The 18,886-nt window shown below is 38.5% G+C and carries 21 protein-coding genes and 1 pseudogene; 8 read left to right on the top strand and 14 right to left on the bottom strand.

From position 1 onward, the window contains the following. Positions 1-8 precede the first annotated feature (8 nt). The 3 genes from AS005_RS06285 (at position 9) to AS005_RS06275 (ending at position 3,552) form a co-directional block, all read left to right on the top strand. The gene (locus AS005_RS06285; protein ID WP_233186280.1) at positions 9-1,187 is read left to right on the top strand and encodes an O-antigen ligase; all 1,179 of its coding nucleotides are present in this window, start codon (positions 9-11) and stop codon (positions 1,185-1,187) included. A gap of 13 nt (positions 1,188-1,200) precedes the next feature. Continuing rightward, positions 1,201-2,265, top strand: coding sequence for a glycosyltransferase (locus AS005_RS06280; protein ID WP_101510834.1), 1,065 nt, complete (start codon positions 1,201-1,203; stop codon positions 2,263-2,265). 87 nt (positions 2,266-2,352) lie between these two features. Beyond that, positions 2,353-3,552, top strand: coding sequence for a glycosyltransferase family 4 protein (locus AS005_RS06275; protein WP_369819481.1), 1,200 nt, complete (start codon positions 2,353-2,355; stop codon positions 3,550-3,552). An 18-nt stretch (positions 3,553-3,570) separates the two neighbouring features. Here AS005_RS06275 and AS005_RS06270 read toward each other — a convergent pair whose 3' ends face one another. The 10 genes from AS005_RS06270 to AS005_RS06225 are packed head-to-tail and all read right to left on the bottom strand — an operon-like array spanning position 3,571 to position 12,523. Next, complete coding sequence (locus AS005_RS06270; RefSeq protein ID WP_101510832.1) at positions 3,571-4,779, bottom strand: sulfatase-like hydrolase/transferase; 1,209 nt, start codon at positions 4,777-4,779, stop codon at positions 3,571-3,573. Further along, on the bottom strand, positions 4,776-6,269 hold the full coding sequence (locus AS005_RS06265) for a flippase (RefSeq protein WP_101510831.1): 1,494 nt from the start codon (positions 6,267-6,269) through the stop codon (positions 4,776-4,778). Before AS005_RS06265 ends, AS005_RS06270 begins: the two co-directional genes overlap by 4 nt. Positions 6,270-6,286: 17 nt before the next feature. After that, positions 6,287-7,606 (bottom strand): alkaline phosphatase family protein, encoded by a 1,320-nt coding sequence (locus AS005_RS06260; RefSeq protein WP_158241063.1) that lies wholly within the window; start codon positions 7,604-7,606, stop codon positions 6,287-6,289. Positions 7,607-7,611: 5 nt separating this feature from the next. Then, complete coding sequence (sat, locus tag AS005_RS06255) at positions 7,612-8,784, bottom strand: sulfate adenylyltransferase (RefSeq protein WP_101510829.1); 1,173 nt, start codon at positions 8,782-8,784, stop codon at positions 7,612-7,614. A 13-nt stretch (positions 8,785-8,797) separates the two neighbouring features. Then, positions 8,798-9,238: a hypothetical protein gene (locus AS005_RS06250; protein ID WP_101510828.1), complete on the bottom strand. Its 441-nt coding sequence runs from the start codon at positions 9,236-9,238 to the stop codon at positions 8,798-8,800. A gap of 13 nt (positions 9,239-9,251) precedes the next feature. Beyond that, positions 9,252-10,601 (bottom strand): DASS family sodium-coupled anion symporter, encoded by a 1,350-nt coding sequence (locus AS005_RS06245; protein ID WP_101510827.1) that lies wholly within the window; start codon positions 10,599-10,601, stop codon positions 9,252-9,254. Position 10,602: 1 nt separating this feature from the next. Further along, positions 10,603-10,815 carry a CopG family transcriptional regulator gene (locus tag AS005_RS06240; RefSeq protein WP_101510826.1) on the bottom strand — a complete coding sequence of 71 codons (213 nt, stop codon included), beginning with the start codon at positions 10,813-10,815 and terminating at the stop codon, positions 10,603-10,605. Continuing rightward, a complete protein-coding gene (locus AS005_RS06235; RefSeq protein WP_101510825.1) occupies positions 10,812-11,639 on the bottom strand; it encodes a PHP domain-containing protein in 828 nt (275 codons plus the stop codon). Before AS005_RS06235 ends, AS005_RS06240 begins: the two co-directional genes overlap by 4 nt. A 19-nt stretch (positions 11,640-11,658) precedes the next feature. Next, positions 11,659-12,261 (bottom strand): adenylyl-sulfate kinase, encoded by a 603-nt coding sequence (gene cysC / locus AS005_RS06230; RefSeq protein WP_101510824.1) that lies wholly within the window; start codon positions 12,259-12,261, stop codon positions 11,659-11,661. 37 nt (positions 12,262-12,298) lie between these two features. Beyond that, on the bottom strand, positions 12,299-12,523 hold the full coding sequence (locus tag AS005_RS06225) for a CopG family transcriptional regulator (RefSeq protein ID WP_101510823.1): 225 nt from the start codon (positions 12,521-12,523) through the stop codon (positions 12,299-12,301). 74 nt (positions 12,524-12,597) lie between these two features. Between AS005_RS06225 and AS005_RS06220 the strand changes: the two genes are divergently transcribed. The 5 genes and pseudogenes from AS005_RS06220 to AS005_RS06205 all read left to right on the top strand — a co-directional run bounded on the left by AS005_RS06220 (position 12,598) and on the right by AS005_RS06205 (position 17,251). Continuing rightward, positions 12,598-13,941, top strand: coding sequence for a sulfatase (locus AS005_RS06220; RefSeq protein ID WP_101510822.1), 1,344 nt, complete (start codon positions 12,598-12,600; stop codon positions 13,939-13,941). Between the two features lie 123 nt (positions 13,942-14,064). Continuing rightward, the gene (locus AS005_RS06215) at positions 14,065-15,459 is read left to right on the top strand and encodes a glycosyltransferase (RefSeq protein ID WP_145998122.1); all 1,395 of its coding nucleotides are present in this window, start codon (positions 14,065-14,067) and stop codon (positions 15,457-15,459) included. Positions 15,460-15,488: 29 nt separating this feature from the next. Further along, positions 15,489-15,704 (top strand): annotated as a pseudogene (locus AS005_RS08865) (glycosyltransferase family 4 protein); the annotation flags it as partial. Positions 15,705-15,741: 37 nt separating this feature from the next. Beyond that, positions 15,742-16,830 carry a glycosyltransferase gene (locus AS005_RS06210; RefSeq protein ID WP_101510820.1) on the top strand — a complete coding sequence of 363 codons (1,089 nt, stop codon included), beginning with the start codon at positions 15,742-15,744 and terminating at the stop codon, positions 16,828-16,830. An 88-nt stretch (positions 16,831-16,918) separates the two neighbouring features. Beyond that, a complete protein-coding gene (locus AS005_RS06205) occupies positions 16,919-17,251 on the top strand; it encodes a DUF1292 domain-containing protein (protein WP_101510819.1) in 333 nt (110 codons plus the stop codon). A 30-nt stretch (positions 17,252-17,281) separates the two neighbouring features. On the opposite strand, the gene rpsR is transcribed toward AS005_RS06205, so the two are convergent. From rpsR to AS005_RS06185, 4 genes are all read right to left on the bottom strand, one after another. Further along, on the bottom strand, positions 17,282-17,509 hold the full coding sequence (rpsR, locus tag AS005_RS06200; protein ID WP_101510818.1) for a 30S ribosomal protein S18: 228 nt from the start codon (positions 17,507-17,509) through the stop codon (positions 17,282-17,284). Between the two features lie 14 nt (positions 17,510-17,523). Beyond that, on the bottom strand, positions 17,524-17,949 hold the full coding sequence (locus tag AS005_RS06195; RefSeq protein ID WP_101510817.1) for a single-stranded DNA-binding protein: 426 nt from the start codon (positions 17,947-17,949) through the stop codon (positions 17,524-17,526). Next, on the bottom strand, positions 17,949-18,335 hold the full coding sequence (gene rpsF, locus AS005_RS06190; RefSeq protein WP_101510816.1) for a 30S ribosomal protein S6: 387 nt from the start codon (positions 18,333-18,335) through the stop codon (positions 17,949-17,951). The genes AS005_RS06195 and rpsF overlap by 1 nt, the downstream gene beginning before the upstream one ends. Before the next feature lie 77 nt (positions 18,336-18,412). Beyond that, positions 18,413-18,868 (bottom strand): metal-dependent transcriptional regulator, encoded by a 456-nt coding sequence (locus AS005_RS06185; RefSeq protein WP_101510815.1) that lies wholly within the window; start codon positions 18,866-18,868, stop codon positions 18,413-18,415. Between the last annotated feature and the right edge of the window lie 18 nt (positions 18,869-18,886).

The following is an 18,886-nucleotide window of genomic DNA, read 5'->3' as shown; positions in this document are numbered from 1 at the left end:
GAAAATTGGTGAGCAGTTTTTCTATTGAGAGAAGATATTCGCTAAACGACAAATTTATAGCGAGAGTTTATTTTGTGTTTGTTGTACTCTATGTGTTTCTGAGCGGTTTTGTTTTCATAGAACCGAGTCCAGCGGAGATCATGTTCACTATAATGGCTCCTATGATGTTGATTGGGTTTTCAACAACCTGGAGGATTATGATTCTCTTTCTTCTTTTGTTCGTTCCCATGACCATCTCAGCTTACTTCGGAATAATTCAGGGTTTTTTCAACCTCAGGTTTTTCACCATAGATACATACCTTTTTATCTTCTTTTTCGTTTTATCTTCATTGGGTTTTCACGTTAAGAAAATCGTTAATAAAGATCACCTACTCAGTTCTTTGATGAAAGCATGGGCAGTTGCAGGTGCTGTAAACATAATGGCAGGATTGTTTGCATATGTTACAGGTAGAACAACTCTTTTGGGAACAGAGATAATAAGATTCGGTATCAGATTAAAAGGCTTCTTCAAAGATCCCAACGTTCTTGGTCCTTTTTTAATACCGGCTGGTATTTATTATCTCTATATGTTTTTCAAAGAACGTGAAAAGAGCATACAACATTTATTACTGTTTATTTTCTTCAGTGGAGGTGTGATTTTAACATTCTCAAGGGCTGCATGGTTGAATCTCTTTTTTTCCATGCTGTTTTTAATCTTTGGATTGATTGGTGAGCCAAGATCAAGAGGAAAGATTGCCGGTTTTTTTGTGATTGTCCTTATACTCCTGATGATTTTCTTTCAAGTATCTACGCAGATAAATATACTGGGTGTGAATCTATATGATTTTTTCATCAACAGAACGGGACTTAAATCCTATGATACTGGCCGTTTTTCTGCTCAGAAAGAGTTCGTAGATATAATGAATTACAGTGTTCTTAGCTTATTTTTTGGAGTAGGACCAGGTAACTACGAAAACTTTTCCAGGATGGCTACACATTCTCTGTTTGCAAGATATATAGGTGAAAGAGGTTTGATAGGAATATCAACATTCGTTGTATTCCTCGTTTTGGTGTCAAGATATGCTTTAAAATCAAGTTACAGAAAATTCTTCATACCTGTCCTTATTGGTCAGTTGGTAAATTCCTTTTTCATTGATAGCTTGCATTGGAGACATTTGTGGTTACTGATAGTGATCTCCATTCTATAATGAGGTGAGAAAAGTGAAAGTAGCAGTTTCATCTTTCAAATTTTCACCAGGCCATCTGTCACACATGATCGCTTATGCAAAGTTGTTCAAAGAAACAGGTTGTGATGTGGTATTATGGCTGGATGAAGAGTATAAGCAGCTAGTAACTGATCATGAAATACCAATAGAATGGTATCCACAATTGTCTTCAATGAACTTTGATGTAGTTTTTCTTGCCAATGTCTCGATGATAAATCACTTAATTTGTAAGAAGCTCAAGAAAAAAGGAACGAAAATCATCTATCTTTACCACGAACCTTGGGAAAGTTTCAGAGCTTACTTGAAAGAGGGCATCAAACAAACTCTAAAAGCAACTGTTGCTCACCACTTCTCTGTAAAAACCTTAAAACTCTCAGATTTAGTGATAGTACCTTCAAATTACGCTTTGAATCTTTATAGAAGAAAAGATATCAAATACAATAAAAATGTTGTGGTAATACCCCTCCTTTTCGATGATGAAACAAATGGAAAGATAGATCCTTCAAAAAAAGAATTTTTCTCCTACATAGGTCATGCTGTAAAAGGTCACGCATTTGATCTATATATAAATTTGATAAAATACATGTACAAGCAAAGTGTAAAAATAAAGTACGAAGTAGCTACTCGCATTGACTTAAGTGAATTACTGAAGAAAGATAAGATTCTACAAAAAATGATTGAAGACAAAGTTCTGAAAATCTCTCACGGAAAACCTCTCACGAATGAAGAAATAAATCGAGCGTACAAAATGAGTTTTTGTGTGTGGAACATTTACCGAAGATCAACTCAAAGCGGTGTGCTTCCCAAAGCTTACATGTTTGGAACACCAGTTATTGCAAGTAACATTGGAAGTTTTCCAGAATTTGTATTATCTGGTAAAACCGGCCAGATCATTTCCATTGAAGAAATAGATTATGGGAGTTTGATCGAACAATTGATGAGGATAAAAGAAAATATCAAACTTTACAGCAACCATGCTAGAAGATTTTTCTTGAGAGTCTTTCACTACAAGTCTTATGTTAAAAAGATGCAAGAAATTTTGCAAGACCTTCAAATGTAAGATGAGATAAGAACCATAGATTATTTTTACCTGTTAACTTAGATATGAATCCCAAACTCAAAAGACATGGAGTGAACCAAACAAGGAGTGATAACTGTGAGAATACTCTATCTCTCTCAACGTTATTTCCCACATGAAAAAGGAGGAGCAGCAATTTCCTTGAGAATTCTTGCTGAAAATATGGCTAGAAAACATGAGGTTGCTGTTTTTACAGTAGACACAAAGAATACAACAGAAATAGTAAACCATGTTCTTGTTATTAGAAGGCAAGTCCCGAAGCTTTCAAAGATGTTGTACGAAACTGCTAAGAGACAAAAAAGAAAATTAAAAAGTATTCTGGTACGCCTTTCGATGATTTTAGATTTGTATCATGAAGAATTTATCAAGATTCTTGAGAATGAACTTGATAATTTTAAACCTCAAATCGTTCACCTCAACAATGTGGTTGGATTCCCTTTGAAGAAAATTTATAGAATTTTAAAAAGACGGAGGATAAAGATTATTCAATCCGTTCATGATAGCTTTCTTTTAGGTATTTTAGGTATTTCTAGTTCAGGTTTTCCTATTCCGTTTTGGTATCAATATACTAATAATGTACTTTCAAAGTGTGATATTGTCCATTTCCCTTCTAAAACTATTATGGAAAAGTTCGGAAAAAAGATCTCAACAAGAAAAGTTGTAATTCCCAACACAGTTGGGAGAGATTTTGAGGAGGAATTATGGGAGGAACTTGTTTCTAAGAAAAAGAAAGAACTTCCAAAAAAAATGATCTTTGCTGGTACCCTTTCTAAGTATAAAGGAGTACATCTTCTAGCTTCGTGTTATAAAGATCTTTATAAAGATTTGGGAGAAAATCTACAACTGATATTCGTAGGTGATGGCCCTGCGAGAAATTTTTTAGAAACAGATCTTGAAAATTTCATAAAAAGTGGAAAAGTAAAAATCACTGGATGGATTCCTTTCGAAGAAGTTGAAAAATTCTTCAAAGAAGCGCATTTTGTGGTTCTTCCCTCGCAAGTACAGGAAACATTTGGAAGGGTACTGGTAGAAGGCTTTTATAACGGCTGTCTCCCCATAGGAAGTTCTTGGGGAGCCATTCCAGAAGTAATTGGAGATAATTCATTGATTTTTGACAACTACGAACAACTGCTAGCTATTATAAGGTATTATTATAATGAAGGCGTGTGGTTTAAAAAAATGTATGAACTAAAAGAGAATATGAAAAAGTTCTCTTTATCAAATCATATTATGAGGTTTGAAAAACTTTATAGAGAACTCCTAAAATGATCCAATTATTGATTCACATCATTGTTTTGATAACTTGCGCCTTAATTTATTCAACATATACTCTCTTCTCTTTTCAATGAGTAATCTGTTGATTGTTTCAAGATCCTCTTGCACCACAATTTTATCATTTGCGATTCTAGCATACTTGACTATTTTGTACTTTTTATCTTCTCTTTTGTATCCAATAGCTAAAGCTTCTTTCTCGCGCTCGACTGTTATCTCCTTTTGCCCTGAAAAGATCTTGAGAACAATCTCATGGATTTTCCAACTTGGCAAAATACCTTGCCCTACGACTTTTATACCACCAACATTTCCAAACATGACCAAAGGAACCTTCAAAATTTCCTTTATCAAACCAAAATCAGGATGCGTGAAATACCCTCCCTCACCAAAGGCTTCTCCATGATCAGAGACTACAATAACAACAGATTGCTTAAGATTAAATTTTTTATCGATCAAATTTAACAATTCTTCTAGAGCATCATCAAGATACTCAACTTCCGTTTGATAGAAATATTTCAACAGCTCTATCTCTTTTTCTTTCAAAAGGGTAGGATGTCCATAAAGTTTTCTTACCAGCCTAGCGGCTTTCTTGAGATCTTGCTTTCGAAGGTGTGGAGAACCATAAGGTGCGTGTGTATCCATCAAGTGAATAAAACCAAAGATGGGCTTTTCGGATAAAAATTTCTGCTTTGATAAATAATCTATTATCACTCCAGTTCGTATTTTGTTTTCAAAAGCTGTGTTTTGATTTTTTAGATCTTTCTTTAACAGATGGTACGTAATTTTCGCGATGTAAAAAATCCTTGGATATCTTTTCAGAATATTCCTTACTACTTTTCTTACTTTTCCTTCTTTCTGAAGCCCCAAATCACTAGGAGGTAATTTTCTGATTTTCAAAAAGTCTTCGAATATTCCCTCCTTTATATAGTAGCCGTACGCCCGGGAAGTTACAACATTTCCTGTTACAAATAGAGTTTGATACCCATACTTCCATGCAACGAGAGGGAGATAAGTGTAAGCCTCACTGTTTATCCGTGCATCCTTTATCACCTGAAACGGTAGAGTTCCCGTTAAGATTGACGGCACGGCAAAGAAAGTACTAGGAGCCGAAGAATACACATTTTCTATCACTTTACCATACTTTTTTATTTCCATTCCTTGAAAAGCATCATATCTCAAACAATCTGTTATTACCACAAAAACATTCAATCTATCGTTGATCATAATTTTTTCAACCTCCTGAAAATACTTCTTAATATCATTTTATCTTCCTCATATAGTCCCAAAAGTGAAAGCACAAGAAACATTGTAACAAACCCAGCCAATAAACTCACTAAGACAAGGACAAAACCACCAAATATGTGTCTCAAAAACATGAAGACTACCCATACTATTACACTGGCAATTATGGGTTTTATGTATCTCAAATTGTAAGGAATCATCCTCAAAGCAAAATATACCTCTATCATTTTTATTATATTCACACTTGCTATCGCAAGGGCTCCTCCCACAGCAGATCCCAAAACACCGTATTTTGGAACAAGCAAGATATTCAACACCACGTTCAGAGAGGCTACTACCACCCCATTCAACATCTCGTATCTCTGGTATTTTGTCATTGAAAGTAGAAAACCATTCGATCCAACCGCTGCGTTCACCAATTGAGCAACAGAAAGCACGATCAAAGCATTTCTTGCAGCAATATAGTCTGTACCAAACAATGCGAGTATCTCTTTTGAAAAGCTCACTATCCACAAGAACAAAGGAGTAGTCAATGAGACAATCCACCTTGTAAGATTGGAATACATTCTTGATAAAGTTTCCTTTTGCCCTGTGTGATAGAGTTCAGATATAATAGGCGCAAAAATCATGTTGAAACTGCCGAGAAAGAACACAAGGAGTTGAGCAACAGTGTTGGCGATTGTGTACAAACCAACACTGGTAGAATCAGAGAATACACCCAGTATCAGCTGGTTCACCTGACCCATTAGAAAATATGTGAATCCTACAAAAAGCATGCTCAGTGAATACGTAAAGAAACTCTTTATATCGATTGGAGAAATCTCTTCCTTCCAAAACGGTCGAGTGAGCTTGACAAGATTGGAAAACAGCGATAGAACAACTATGATAGATGAAATGACCGTTGCCACAACTGCTCCCATCAACTTCAATCCTATCAAATAAAAGGTAATAAAAAAGGCTATTCTCAAACTTCTCTCCATAACGTCTTTCCAGAATACAAAGATCGAAGGTTTTTTAAAACCTTGAAAAATCCCAGAGAGAATGTTCATAAGTGTATAGAAGAAAATAACAGCGGAAAACCAGATGAAAAGACCTTCAAGTTGAGGTTCGTTGAAAACTCGTGCGAGAGGACGCCTGAAAACAACTAGAAAAATTGCGCTTGCAGATGAGACCACAAGGGAAGTTTTGAAAATCACTCCCAAAAGAAACCTAACTTTACCCCACTCTCTTTTTCCTACATATTCTCCTAAGAATCTCACCGCACCAGAGCTCATTCCAAGAGTGGAAAACAAGACACCTACATTGACAACTGTAAAACCAAGTGAATAAAGCCCGTACAGACCTACCCCAAGGAGCCTTGCAAAAACAAGTTGCAAAACAAATCCAAGTAGATAGCCAACAACTCTGACGAAAAAAACCATTCCTGCTTGCTTTACAGTGGTTTTCAAGTAATTCTCGTACCGTGTCTCCAAAAAAACCCCTCCATTTATCAGAAGAAACTCAAAATGAAATCTCTCACCTCATATATACTCCTAGGAACCTGCCCTTCGGACGAGATAATTATGCCGTCCTCAGCGTGATTCGCATCGTCCGGTCCCGTGTCGTTCTCGTGAAGCCATATCGTATCGTTTCCCACACTTCCAATGGAACGCCACCTGAGATTTCCAAAATACACAATCAAATCGGGTGCAATGTTATTGACCTTTTTGTAAACCTCTTCAGGTTTAAAGACTTTGGTTCCTATATTGTTCCCATGCTCATCAGTTATAGATTCCAACTCTTTTATTAACTCGTCCCTGAAATCTTCGTATTCCTCCTTTTTGACGATACCGTTTGGTTCCCTCCCCTCAACGTTTATAAAGATTCTCCCGTAGTATCCACCTAACCCCCATGCTTTCGTCTTTTCCCAGTCGATCTTTCCTTCCTTAATGAGCTGGCCTATGCGTGTCGGTACCTTTGGTTTTTCTTTCAAAACAAGATATCCCCTTTCTATCAACCAATCGTTTACCGCGATACCTCCCTCCATCTTCTGTATTCCATGATCAGAAACGACAATCACTACTGTATCATCAGGAAACAGAGAAACGAGATTGCCTATTTTTTCGTCTAGATACTTGTAATAGTCTCTTATTGCATTTTTGTAAGGGCTATTTGGATCGTGTTTGAAGTGTGTGGGATCGTGGTGCGCCCAAAGTGCATGATGCATTCTATCTGGACCCATTTCAACCATTATGAAAAAATCCCACTCTTTTTCCGTTACTAAATGTTTTGCCACTTCGAAACGCTTGTCCGTCATTTCATAAACTTGGTCGATCACAAGTTGCTTGTTCTCCGTTCTAAAATTTTCCACGTCGAACATGTATTTTCCCACCCATTTACTTATCTCTTCTTTCAACTCAGGGGGATAAGTGTATTCAACGTCAAGGCCTGGTGTTAAAAAGGACGTCACCATGCATCCATTTATCTTTTTCGGAGGATACGTCAAAGGTACCCCCAAAACGATCGATTTGTAACTTCTGATCCCAAGTGTGTCCCAAACGGTGGGATACTTTATCATCCTCGAGTTAGCAAAAACAACAGAGTCATATTCGTAGCTTTTTCTGTTCCTGAAACCGTATATTCCCAACTCCCCAGGATCTTTTGCAGTCATCATACTCATCCAAGCAGGGACTGTTATGGGTGGAATTGTGGATCTCAAAGGTCCATAACTCTTCGCAAGTTTTCTCATATTTGGAAGTTCTTCCCAGAATTCTTCGAAAACCAATTTCGGATCTGCACAGTCTAAGCCTATTACTGCTACTTTTTTCATTGTCATCACCTCACTTGCTCAGAATAGCTTCTTCCCATATAGTAATCCATCAGTATCTTTGCAACCTCCGGTCTTGTAAATTCAGGAGGAGGCATGACACCTTTGGAAAGCATTTCTCTTACCTTTGTTCCGCTCAAATAGACGTGATCTTCATCTGGATGAGGGCACGTTTTCTTAGTTGCCATTCCTTGGCATTTTTTACAGTAGAAAGCATGCTCGAATTTCAAAGGTACAATTTCTATTTCTTCCGGCTTGAACTCATCAAATATCTCCTGTGCTTCATACGTTCCATAGTAATTTCCCACTCCTGCATGATCTCTTCCTACGATAAAATGAGTACATCCGTAATTTTTTCTACAGATCGCGTGGAAAACGGCCTCCCTGGGTCCCGCATATCTCATGTTCACGGGAAAAACACCTAAGAAAACTCTTTCCTGCGGATAATACTTTTCTATGATCACCTCGTAAGTTTTCATCCTCACATCTGCAGGGATGTCTCCTTTTTTTGTTTTTCCAACGAGCGGATTTATGAACAGCCCATCGACAATCTCCAGAGCCACTTTCTGAAGATACTCGTGTGCTCTATGAATAGGATTTCTCGTCTGAAACGCTACAACTGTTTTCCATCCCCTTTCCTGGAAAATTCTCCTAGTATCCTTTGGATCAAATCTGTACTCAATAAAGTTTTTATGTTCTACCCTGCTCAAAAGCCAGATTTTACCTCCTAAACAAACATCTCCTTGAGAATAAAGAAATGCAACGCCTGGATGAGCATCTTCCTCCGTCCTATAAACTTTTTTGGCCTCTTCTCTTTTTCGCCTTTCGTATTTATCACCAACTTTCATCACAGCGTACAATTTCCCGTCCTCTCCATGTATAGCTACCCAATCACCAACTCTTATTTCCCTCGCTATCTCCTTAGGAATCGAAAGAACAACAGGAATAGTCCAAACTACTCCATTTGCGAGTCTCATATCGTCAAGCACAGAATCGTAGTCCTCTTTCACCATGAAACCCTCCAATGGACTGAACAACCCAGTGGCGATGTTTTCCAGCTCAGATAGATCCCAGTACGACACAGTGATTTTTTTCATTTCTTTCGCTTTCCTTTCCCACTCCTTTTTTTCTTCCACTTCTACAATCCTGTTTACTAAATGTCCACCATGGGGGTTTATCACAACAAACACCTCCTTACACCTTCACAATCTCGATTTTTTGATGATTTTTCATAATGCCTCGTAAGATGGGCTTAACCACCTTCAGAAGAGGGTTTCTCCTCCTTATGAAAATCACCACTTTATCCGGTTTTTCAGAAAAAAGATCTATCAGAACTTTTTTCAAGTTGCCCTCTCTCCTTTCAATAACGTAAACCACATTTCGTTCTTTTAAAATCCTCTCCATTTCACTCAAGAACTTTTCTTCTTGTTTCTCCAACTGTTTCTTCAGAGTGTTTATAAGAACATCCATTTCATGCTTGCCCAACCATCCTTTTTCCGATATCAATTCCATAGAAAGCGATATCAGATTCTCATCGATTAGAGGAACGATCTTCACCACGCTGGCGTTTTTTATGACCTTCAAAAACACCAAAGGATTCCACTCAAAATCCAAAAATAAGGTGACAAGTTTCACATCATCAAGCCTCCTAAAAGATCCACTTCCAAAGAGTGTTCACAAAAACAACGAAGACAACAAAAGATAAAAAAGCTATGAAAGCACCGTATTTTACGAGATCTTTTATTTGTATGTATCCGGTCGATGCAATCAACGCAGCACTCGGTGAACCTGTTGGGAACATGAAAGAAAATCCTGTTACCATGGAAACCATCACTGCCACAGCTTCTGGAGGTATCTTCATACTCCCTAAAAGTGGAATAGCGAATTGCGTCAACACCACTGCGGCAGCGGAATTACTCATCACCTCCGTTAAAAGCATACCACCTATTATCATTGTAAAGAACAGAACAGTAGGAGAGAGAACTTCCATTTTCAGGTGAGAAACGATCCACTCTGCCAAACCTGTCTTGCTCACCATTCTTCCCAACACAATGGCTCCACCGTACATGAGAATAACTCCCCAATTTACATCTTCCTCTACCTCTCCCCAGCTGACCGCATCCATAAAGAAAAGAACAATTACTGCTCCTAACGCTATGTTTGCAACTCCTATTCGTTCTCCTGCGAACATCCAAAGAAAGATGGTAACTATGGTGACAGCAATGATGAAAATCTTCTTAGAAGAGAGTGTGTCTTCCTTCATACTTGACCGAAGAAATTTCCTTATTTTTTCCATTTCTAAATTAGGCGTCAATTTGATGAGAAAAAACGATGAAAAAAGAAGCAAAGTTCCTGTAATGGGAAGAGAAGCCAAAATCCATTTGAGAAAGGTTAACCTTCTAGCAAAGTAGGGTTGAAACATAGCAAAAACGAGAGGTGCTCGTGCACCTCCAAGAAGGGTAGTGTTACCTCCCAAAACTGCTCCCCAAAAAGTTCCAAGCAAAAGCGCTTTTGCAAACTTTTCACTCCCCTCTTCCATATTGCTCGCTATTTCTAGCACAATGGGCAACAAAACTGCTACCACCGCATGACTGAGCATCCACAGAGACAGAAAATAAGAAGAAAAAAGAACACTTAGAATCAATCTTTTTGGGTTTTTCCCAAAAGTTTCTATGAACTTTAAAGCTACTTTTTGTGTGATACCGTTTCTTCTCAACACAGAACTGATGATGAAAGAGCCTATTAAAAAGAAAACAGAAGTGTTACCAAAATAAGAATAGACCTCCTCTGAGCTCGCCAATCCCAACAGAGGGAATGAGATAATTGCGAAAAGACTTGTTATCATGATAGGTACAACGTTTGTGATCCACCAAAGGGTACAAATTGCAAAAATAACTAGGGTCTTGAACCCTTCCTCACTTAGATCAAAGGGCGGTGAAAGGAAAAACGGTAAGACAAAGAGGACCAATGAAACCAGAAAAACAACCTTCTTCTTCATCTCAATCCAGGTATCCCAAATCTCTCAATCTCTTTTTTATGATTTCTTCTTCCTCTTCAGAAAACACATCCGTATCCTCAGAACCCTTTTCATCTGTGTTTATCACCTCTTTTAAAACGAACGTAACATACTCATCCACCGTTTTGAAACCATATTCATCAAGTTTTTTTTCAATGGCTTCATACAGATCGTCAGGAATGTTAACTTGTTTCATAACACACACCTCCCTTCAATTTCACTAAGAAATTCTCTCAAATAATAGTACTGAACACTGATCCCCAGTGGAATATCTGGCTTGTTCTCACCGTGAAAGTCGGTGCCGGCAGTCACTAACAGATCATATTTCTTGGCCAACTCTAAATATTTTGAAATCCTTCTTTCGTTGTGCTTCGAGTAGAAAACTTCTATACCTTTCAAGCCAAAACCGGCTAACTTTTTCACAAGATCTTCCAACTTTTCTTCATCTTCCTCCGCTTGATAAGGATGTGCAAGAACTGGTATGCCACCTGCTGCCAGTATAAGTCCGATAGCTTCGTCCGGTTGGAGACGCTTTTTGTCAATGTACAAAGGTTTCCCTTTCCCCAAGTATCTATCGAAAGCCTCCTGATAATTGGAGACAAAACCTTTTTTCACCATCAAACTAGCGAAATGGAGTCTTCCGACTAACCCTCCACCTGCTTCTTTTATGAGCTCTTCTAACGTTATATGAAAACCCATTTGATTCATCTTTTCAACGATCAGAAGGTTTCTTTTTTTACGAAATTCTTGCAGATCTTTCAAGACCGCACACAATTTCTCGTGAAAAGGATCTATGGCGTATCCCAAAATATGCAAAGTTCGAGGATACTCCGAACTGATCTCAACTCCGGGAACAAAAACGATCCCTTCTACTCCAGAAATTTCTTGTACCCCTTCAACAGTATCGTGATCAGTTATTGAAAGAACCTCTATGCCCTTGTCTGTAGCCATCTTTATCACTTCTGTTGGCGCGAAACTACCATCGGATGCACTTGTGTGTACATGAAAATCCACAAACATACCTTCACCCCGATATTAGTTATATTATTCCTTTCTCTTCGAGATACTTTAGGATTTTTCCAACAGATTCCTCCACGCTTTCTTTGTCGGTTTCTACGATCAATTCGGGATTTTCTGGTTCCTCGTAGGGGGCGGAAATCCCTGTAAATTCTTTTATTTCTCCTTTCAGAGCTCTTTTGTACAATCCCTTTGGATCTCTCTTTATGAGTACTTCAAGAGGACATTTCACATAAATCTCTATGAATTCTCCTTCTTTCAAAAGAGATCTAGCTCTTCTTCTATCTTCTCTGTAAGGAGAAATGAACGCCGTGATAGTGATGATCCCTGCATCTGCAAAGAGTTTCGCCACCTCACTTATTCTCCTTATGTTTTCCTTTCTGTCCTCCGGCGAGAAACCAAGATCACTGTTCAAACCGTGTCTTATATTGTCTCCATCTAGAACGTAAGCAAGTTTTCCTCTTTCAAGCAATCTCCATTCCAGTTCATGAGCAATGGTGGATTTCCCCGAACCCGGAAGCCCCGTGAGCCATACGACTACTCCTTTCTGGCCAAGGAGTTTTTCCCGATCCTCTTTCTTAACCTTCCCTTCGTGCCACACAATATTCTTGGCCTTGGGATCCATTGTATGAATTCCCCTCCCTTCCTAAGTACAACGTCTTTCACAGATATCCTAGGTTTTTCAGCCTTCTCTTTATAGCTTTTATTTCTTCTTTCGTGAGAGATGTCATCTCGAACTCGTCGTTCACCTTTTCTATTCCAGATGAGACCAGATCTCTCAATACATCTACCACAAACTCCGTTACGCTGTTGTAACTGGTTCCTTCTATCACCTTTTTTATTCTGGCGTATAAAGACTTAGGAATCTTTATCGTGACTCTGTCCATACTCCCATCACACTCCAATATGAGTACATGATATCATTATCATTGTAACATACATTGATAGGAGGGATACATACATGAATATTCTTTTCCTAGTTATTGATACATTGAGATATGATTATGTAAGCTGCTCAGAAAGTTTCGAGAAATCTCACAAAACTCCCATCCTCGATGAGATTGCAAGTCAAGGGTTAATATATGATCATGCCTTTTCCTCTGGAACGAGCACACCTTTTTCTTTTCCAGGTATTCTAGCTTCTATTTATTCTTCTCAAACGGTGACTCCAGGGGTTATACATGCCCCTTTAACTTTTGCGGAGTATTTGAAACAAAAGGGTTATGTGACCTTTGGATCCGACGGTGGAAATATATACGTATCGGATTTGTACGGGTATGCAAGGGGAATTATTTTTTGGCAGAGCGAGCGTAAAATGGAATTGAAAAAAAGGTTTCTGAAATCAAAAATAAAAAAAGCCCTTGAGAAAATGAAACTAGGTAATCTAACTTATAAGGCATCGGAGATATTCAAAATACTACTAAATGTGGCAATAATATACAAAGCACAAAACCAAATTGATAAGTTCATAGAACTGTTGAAAGAGAATAAAAACCAGCGCTTTTTTGCTTTCATTGATTTCATGGACGTTCATGGACCTTATCAAGGCCTGTGGGAACAATCTTTGAGAGAAAGGTTTTTGATAAACAAATTCTTTAGAGACAGAGGAAAATTTTCGAGAGAAGAAGCAAAAAAATGGCGGACACTAGCTGAAGATTGGTATACACAAGGCTTAGAGATAGTAGAACACCACATAGGAAGACTTCTAAATGCGCTCGATACCATGGGGATTCTAAGAGATACCATCGTGATAATAACTTCAGACCACGGTGAAGAATTTCTTGAACATGGGAATTTTGATCATCTTCCAAAACCTTTCGAAGAAATTATTAGAGTACCATTGATTGTCAAAGTGGGAAATGAAAAATTTTCACAAGAAGAAAGAAACTCTGAGAAAAAGAAACTTGTCTCGCTTGTGGACCTTGCTCCATCAATATCAAGGTTTCTATTCGGCGAAAAACCTAAGGAATTCGTGGGAAAAGATACTTTGTTTGGAGGAAAAGACACAAGGGAGTACATATACTGCGAAGGGTTCAGAAGGAAAGATAGTATTGCACACGATCCATTGAAAAAGGGTATTCACAACTGGTGCATTAGAACAAAAGATAAAAAACTTATGAAACTAGACGGGCAGTTATACTTGTTCGATCTGAGGGCAGATCCTAAAGAGCAATATCCCTCGAAAATAGAAGATACCTCTCAAATTCCTGAAGAAATACAATCTTACATGAAAAATTTCAAGCATGAACTTTTGAGGTATACGTTAAAAAATAGATATTGGAAAAAATTCTTGAGAATCCCATAACAACACTATACTAAGCTGATCCCCAAGCTAATTGGACATCAGTTACCTCCAAAAAAACGATCGATCGAAGGAACCGCTCATCAAAATCAGATTGATTCTCTCGAGAAATTGGAGGTGTATAACTTGAGAAAAAATTTTCAGGAAGCTATTAAAAGCTTTGAAGTAGGAAACTACAACGAAGCACTTAGGAAGTTCAACGAAATTTTGAAGAACAATCCTTACAACAAGGAAAGCCATTACTATATATGTTCGATTTACCGACAACTAAAGAAATGGTCAAAGTGTAAAAACTATGCCACATCATTTCTTAAAAAATTCGGAAAAGATCCAAAAATATTGGAATACTTGGGAGAGGTTTATAGCTTCGAAGGAGATTACAAAAAAGCCATTGAAATGTACAAATCTGCTTTGAAACTAACCAGTCAACCAGAAGATAAAAACAGATTGCGCGAAAAACTTGAAAAAACTTATGCTTTAATGCAAGAGAAAAAGTCACAGTTAAAATTGGCTGTTATTGTTCATCAAGGGGGCGACACATTTACTGATGATCTTGTGGAAAACTTGTCAAAAAAAATCTGGGTTAAGAAATTTGTAATCCCAACTTCTAAAATAACCTTTCTGAATGCTCTACTCAAAGCCAAAAGAAAAAAGCTTATTAATGATAATCTTTACAAAGTTATTTTGCATTTCCTAGGCTCTAAATTGCGAAAGATTATTTCTTGGGCTGATGTAACTTGGTGCGAATGGGCTGATTTTTTGGCAGTTACCGGTAGTTATGTGAAACCCAAGGGCAAAAAACTTTTTGTACGCCTGCACAGGTATGAGGCTTTTACCGATATCCCATTTATGATCAACTGGAACAATGTGGATGAATTGGTGTTCGTTTCTCAATTCATGAAAGATATCCTAGAAATGAGAGGTTTGAATCTTCAAAAGGTGAGTTGGCGTGTCATTTATAATGGCATAGATTTGAAACGTTTTCAATTCATCCCAAGACAGAAAGGCTACAATATCGCGTGGGTAGCTCATATCATACCAAGAAAGAATCTTCATGTTGCTTTCGAAATAATAAAAAAACTTTCCGAGAAAGACAAGCGGTACAGATTACATGTTGCGGGAAGCTTCGATGATCCAATGTATGAAATATATTTGAAACATCTAGCCAAATCTATGAAAATCAAAGATAATGTTATATTCCACGGTTGGGTAGATGATATCAATCAATGGTTGGAAGATAAAAACTATTTGCTTTCAACAAGTATTCATGAAAGCTTTGGCTACAATATAGTGGAAGCAATGGCAAGGGGTATCAAACCAGTCATACATGATTTCTACAATGCCAAAGAATTGTACGATGAAGAATTCTTATTCTCCAGTGTGGATGAAGCTGTAGAGAAAATAACCGAAGAAAGATATGACTCGCATCATTATAGAGAGTACATTATCAAAAGAGGATGGACTTTAGAAAAACAAGTGAAGGAATTCGAGTCTCTAATAAATGAACTCGTGAGTCGATAAAAATCAGGCGGATATTTGTATAAATTGATAGCAATAGAAGAATACCAGAAGCGATAGGTTTTAACGAATACGTTGTTCAAGAAGGGAAAAATTTCGAAGAAAGGTTTGCCAAAAGAATTGTCGAGGTATTGAAGGAAGGATACAACCCAAAAGTGTTCATAGAGAGAGCAAAAAATTTCACGTGGGAAGAGATTGCAAAAAAAGAAATACACGTATATAAGCAAGTCTTCAGATCTCACGGCTGATTTGCGAAAGGATATTAGAAAACCGAGGTGAACATCGTTGAAAGTACTGATAATAGGCTACACTCACTCAAAAAACGACAAAAGAGTGTTCAGAACTGTGCAAGCACTTTCCAAAAGATGCAGAGTTATCTATCAATATCTAACAGAAAAAAAAGAGCATCCCATCGAGGAAGGAAACATAGAATATCTTCCCGTCTGTTATATCCGAGAAGAGAATTTGTTGAAAAAATTTTTTAAAAGAAGAAATTTTGACAAGATGATCTGCAAGTTGGTGGCGGAAGAAGACTATGATATTTTGTACATGCACCATTTTCCCGCTACAAAACCGATAGAACCTTTCAAAATTGCTAAAAAGAGAGGAAAAAAGATCATCTACGATGTTCACGAACACCATCCTCAAAACTTTTTAGGAAATCTTCCTGTTCCACTGAGATGGATAAAGGAACAGGTGATGTGGTGGGTGTTCAAAAGGCAGATTGCTTTTTCAGACAGGTGTATCTTCGTCTCAAAGGAGATCGCAGACGATGTTTTTAAAACCATTGGTTTAGAAAAGCCCCATCTTGTGGTACCGAATTATGCCTCTGTCTCGATGGATCCTGAAAAAAAAGAAGACGAGATATGTTTTGTGGGTAAGACTTTCAGATCTCTCTCTACAGAAGAGATCCAGATACTGAAAGAGCTAGCAAAGGATGGAATCCGATTCAAGGTGATAGGGATGAACACAAACTTCGGAATAGAAAACAGCAAAGTGCTCCCTTTTCTTCCGTATGAAGAGATGATGAAAGAAGTCTCCAAAGCCAAGTTTTCATGGATTTCTTTTCAAACGGTTGTCAAAAGTGATCGTTACAAGAACGATATTTTCTCACTCCCCCATAAATTTTTCGATTCCATCGCCGCCGGGACACCCGTTGTGGTCAACAAACGTTTTGTGAGCATGGCCAAGATCGTTGAGGAAAAGAAAGTGGGAATAGTGATAGATCCCAAGAACGTGAAAGAGAGTGTGGAAAAGATAAGAAAGGCCTTTTTGAACTACGGAGAGATCATGGAAAGCCTAAAGAAACACCAAAGAGCATTCGTCTGGGACGAGGAGAAAGAAGAAAGATTCCTAGACTTCGTGTTGACTTGAGCAGTTCAGATTTTCTCCCCTTGATTTTCTCTCTTACAAATGGTAGTATTTCTCAGAGCCCAGTTTTTTTGTTAAGGAGGTTTTTATTATGAGTATGCACGAACATGAACACGAACACGAGCATCAAACGGAAGTCTTCAGTCTATTCGACCAAGATGGAAACGAGGTTTTCTTCCACAAGCTTGGAGAAGTCGAGGACGAAGGAAATCTGTTTTGGGTCTGCGAAGAAGTTTTCTTAAACGAAGCGAGAGACATGATAGAGGATCTCGGTGAAGTGTACGTGTTCAAAGCGGATGAAACACCGGAGGGCATCATGCTCGAAGGTGTGGAATACGACACGGCAAAGAAGGTATTTGAAAAGTGGCAACAGAGTATTCCCGATATTGAAGAGATGTTCTTTGAAACAGACGATGATGAGTGAAAAAGGGCGCTTTCGGCGCCCTTTTGTTTTTCATATCTTCAGATAAGGTAGGAGCCCCATCTGGCGTGCTCTCTTGATGGCCACTTTGATCATTCTCTGATGTTTAGAACAATTCCCTGTGAGTCTCTTAGGAATGATCTTCGCCTTGTCCGTGAGAAACTCACTGAGGAGTTTCACATCTTTATAGTCAACGTAGTCCAATTTCATTTCGCAGAGTCTACACTTCTTGACCTTCTTTCTCCTCCTTCTGTAAGCCATCGATCGCACCTCCCTCAAAATGGTGGTTCATCTTCGCTGAAAGTCTCGTCAGAGAAATCCTCTTCGGGAATCTCCAGTTTCTCTTCGATTTCCTCCGTCGATTCTGAAGGTTTTCTATCCATGAATCTCACAACGTTTGCAACAACCTCCGGACTGACTCTTCTCTCGCCCGTCTGAGTTTCCCACCGTCTCATGCGCATCTCTCCTTCAACAAGAACAAGCCTTCCTTTGGTAAGATACATTCTCGCAAACTCTGCCAATCTTCCAAAGGTAACCACTCTGAAAAAATCCGTTGTCTGCGCGTCTTCTGCCGCGTTCTTCCTTGGAACTCTGTCCACCGCTATCGTGAAAGTGGTCACCGGCGTTCCACTCAAAGTGTATCTCTCTTCTGGATCTCTCACGAGTCTTCCGATGAGAATGATTTTGTTGAAAAAAGACATCAGGCCTCTGTTCCTCCTTCTTTCTCTTCAGACGATTCTGCAGTTGTTTTTTCCCTCTGGGCTCTTCTTTCTTTTTTCTCCAAGTCGAACCTTCTGAAAGTTTGCCATCTGATGATCTCGGGAGTTATTCTGTAGAAATTCTCGAGCTCTTGAAGATTCTGACCGTCACATCTGAAGTAGATGACCGTGTAGTCTCCTTCGTTGAACTTCTTGATCTCGTAAGCGAATTTCCTCATACCCATTCTGTCGATCTTGTCGACCTTTCCCTTGACCCTCTCTTCGATGATACTCTTGACCCTTTCCACGAGTTTCTCTCTCTCTTCCTCCGGCACGTTCGGTGCGATGATGAACATGCTCTCGTAGATCCTCTCTTTCACGTAAGCCACCAAAACTCACCTCCCTCGGACATTCGGCCCCACCTCAGGAAGGGTGGAGCGGGATTTTCACTTTCACGATTATACCATCATCTTTTGAGTCTGCAAAGAACTGGAAATTCTCCTGTTTCAAGATATTCTTTGAATCCCTTTATACATATGGGAGTTATATGAGGACAGTGAGTGAGGAAGTTCATAAAATCCACCACTCTGTCGGCGATCTTCTCTTCGAGGTTGAAGAAGATCTCCCAAGCTCCCTTCTCTGCTTCTTTTTTGTCGAGAAAGAGGATCTTTTCCAGAAACTCCTTCAAGTTGTCGAAACGTTCTTTTTCTTTCTGAGCGAGTTCCATTCCTTTTTTTGTTAGGGAGATGGGACCTCTCCTCACGTAATTTATCAACTTTTTCATCGCGAGGTCTTCAAGAATTTGTTTTGCAGAGGGCATTTTCACCTTGAGAAAATCCGACACTCTCTTCAATCTCGTGCTACCATCGTCTAATGTTATGAGAACCGCCAAAAGATATCTCTTTTCAGTTGGTGATAACATATTTCTACCTCCCTTTTA

It is taken from the genome of Thermotoga sp. KOL6 (genome assembly GCF_002866025.1).
Lineage (GTDB): Bacteria > Thermotogota > Thermotogae > Thermotogales > Thermotogaceae > Thermotoga.
The sequence above is the reverse complement of the archived record's forward strand: the minus strand, read 5'-3'. Positions and strand labels throughout refer to the sequence as shown.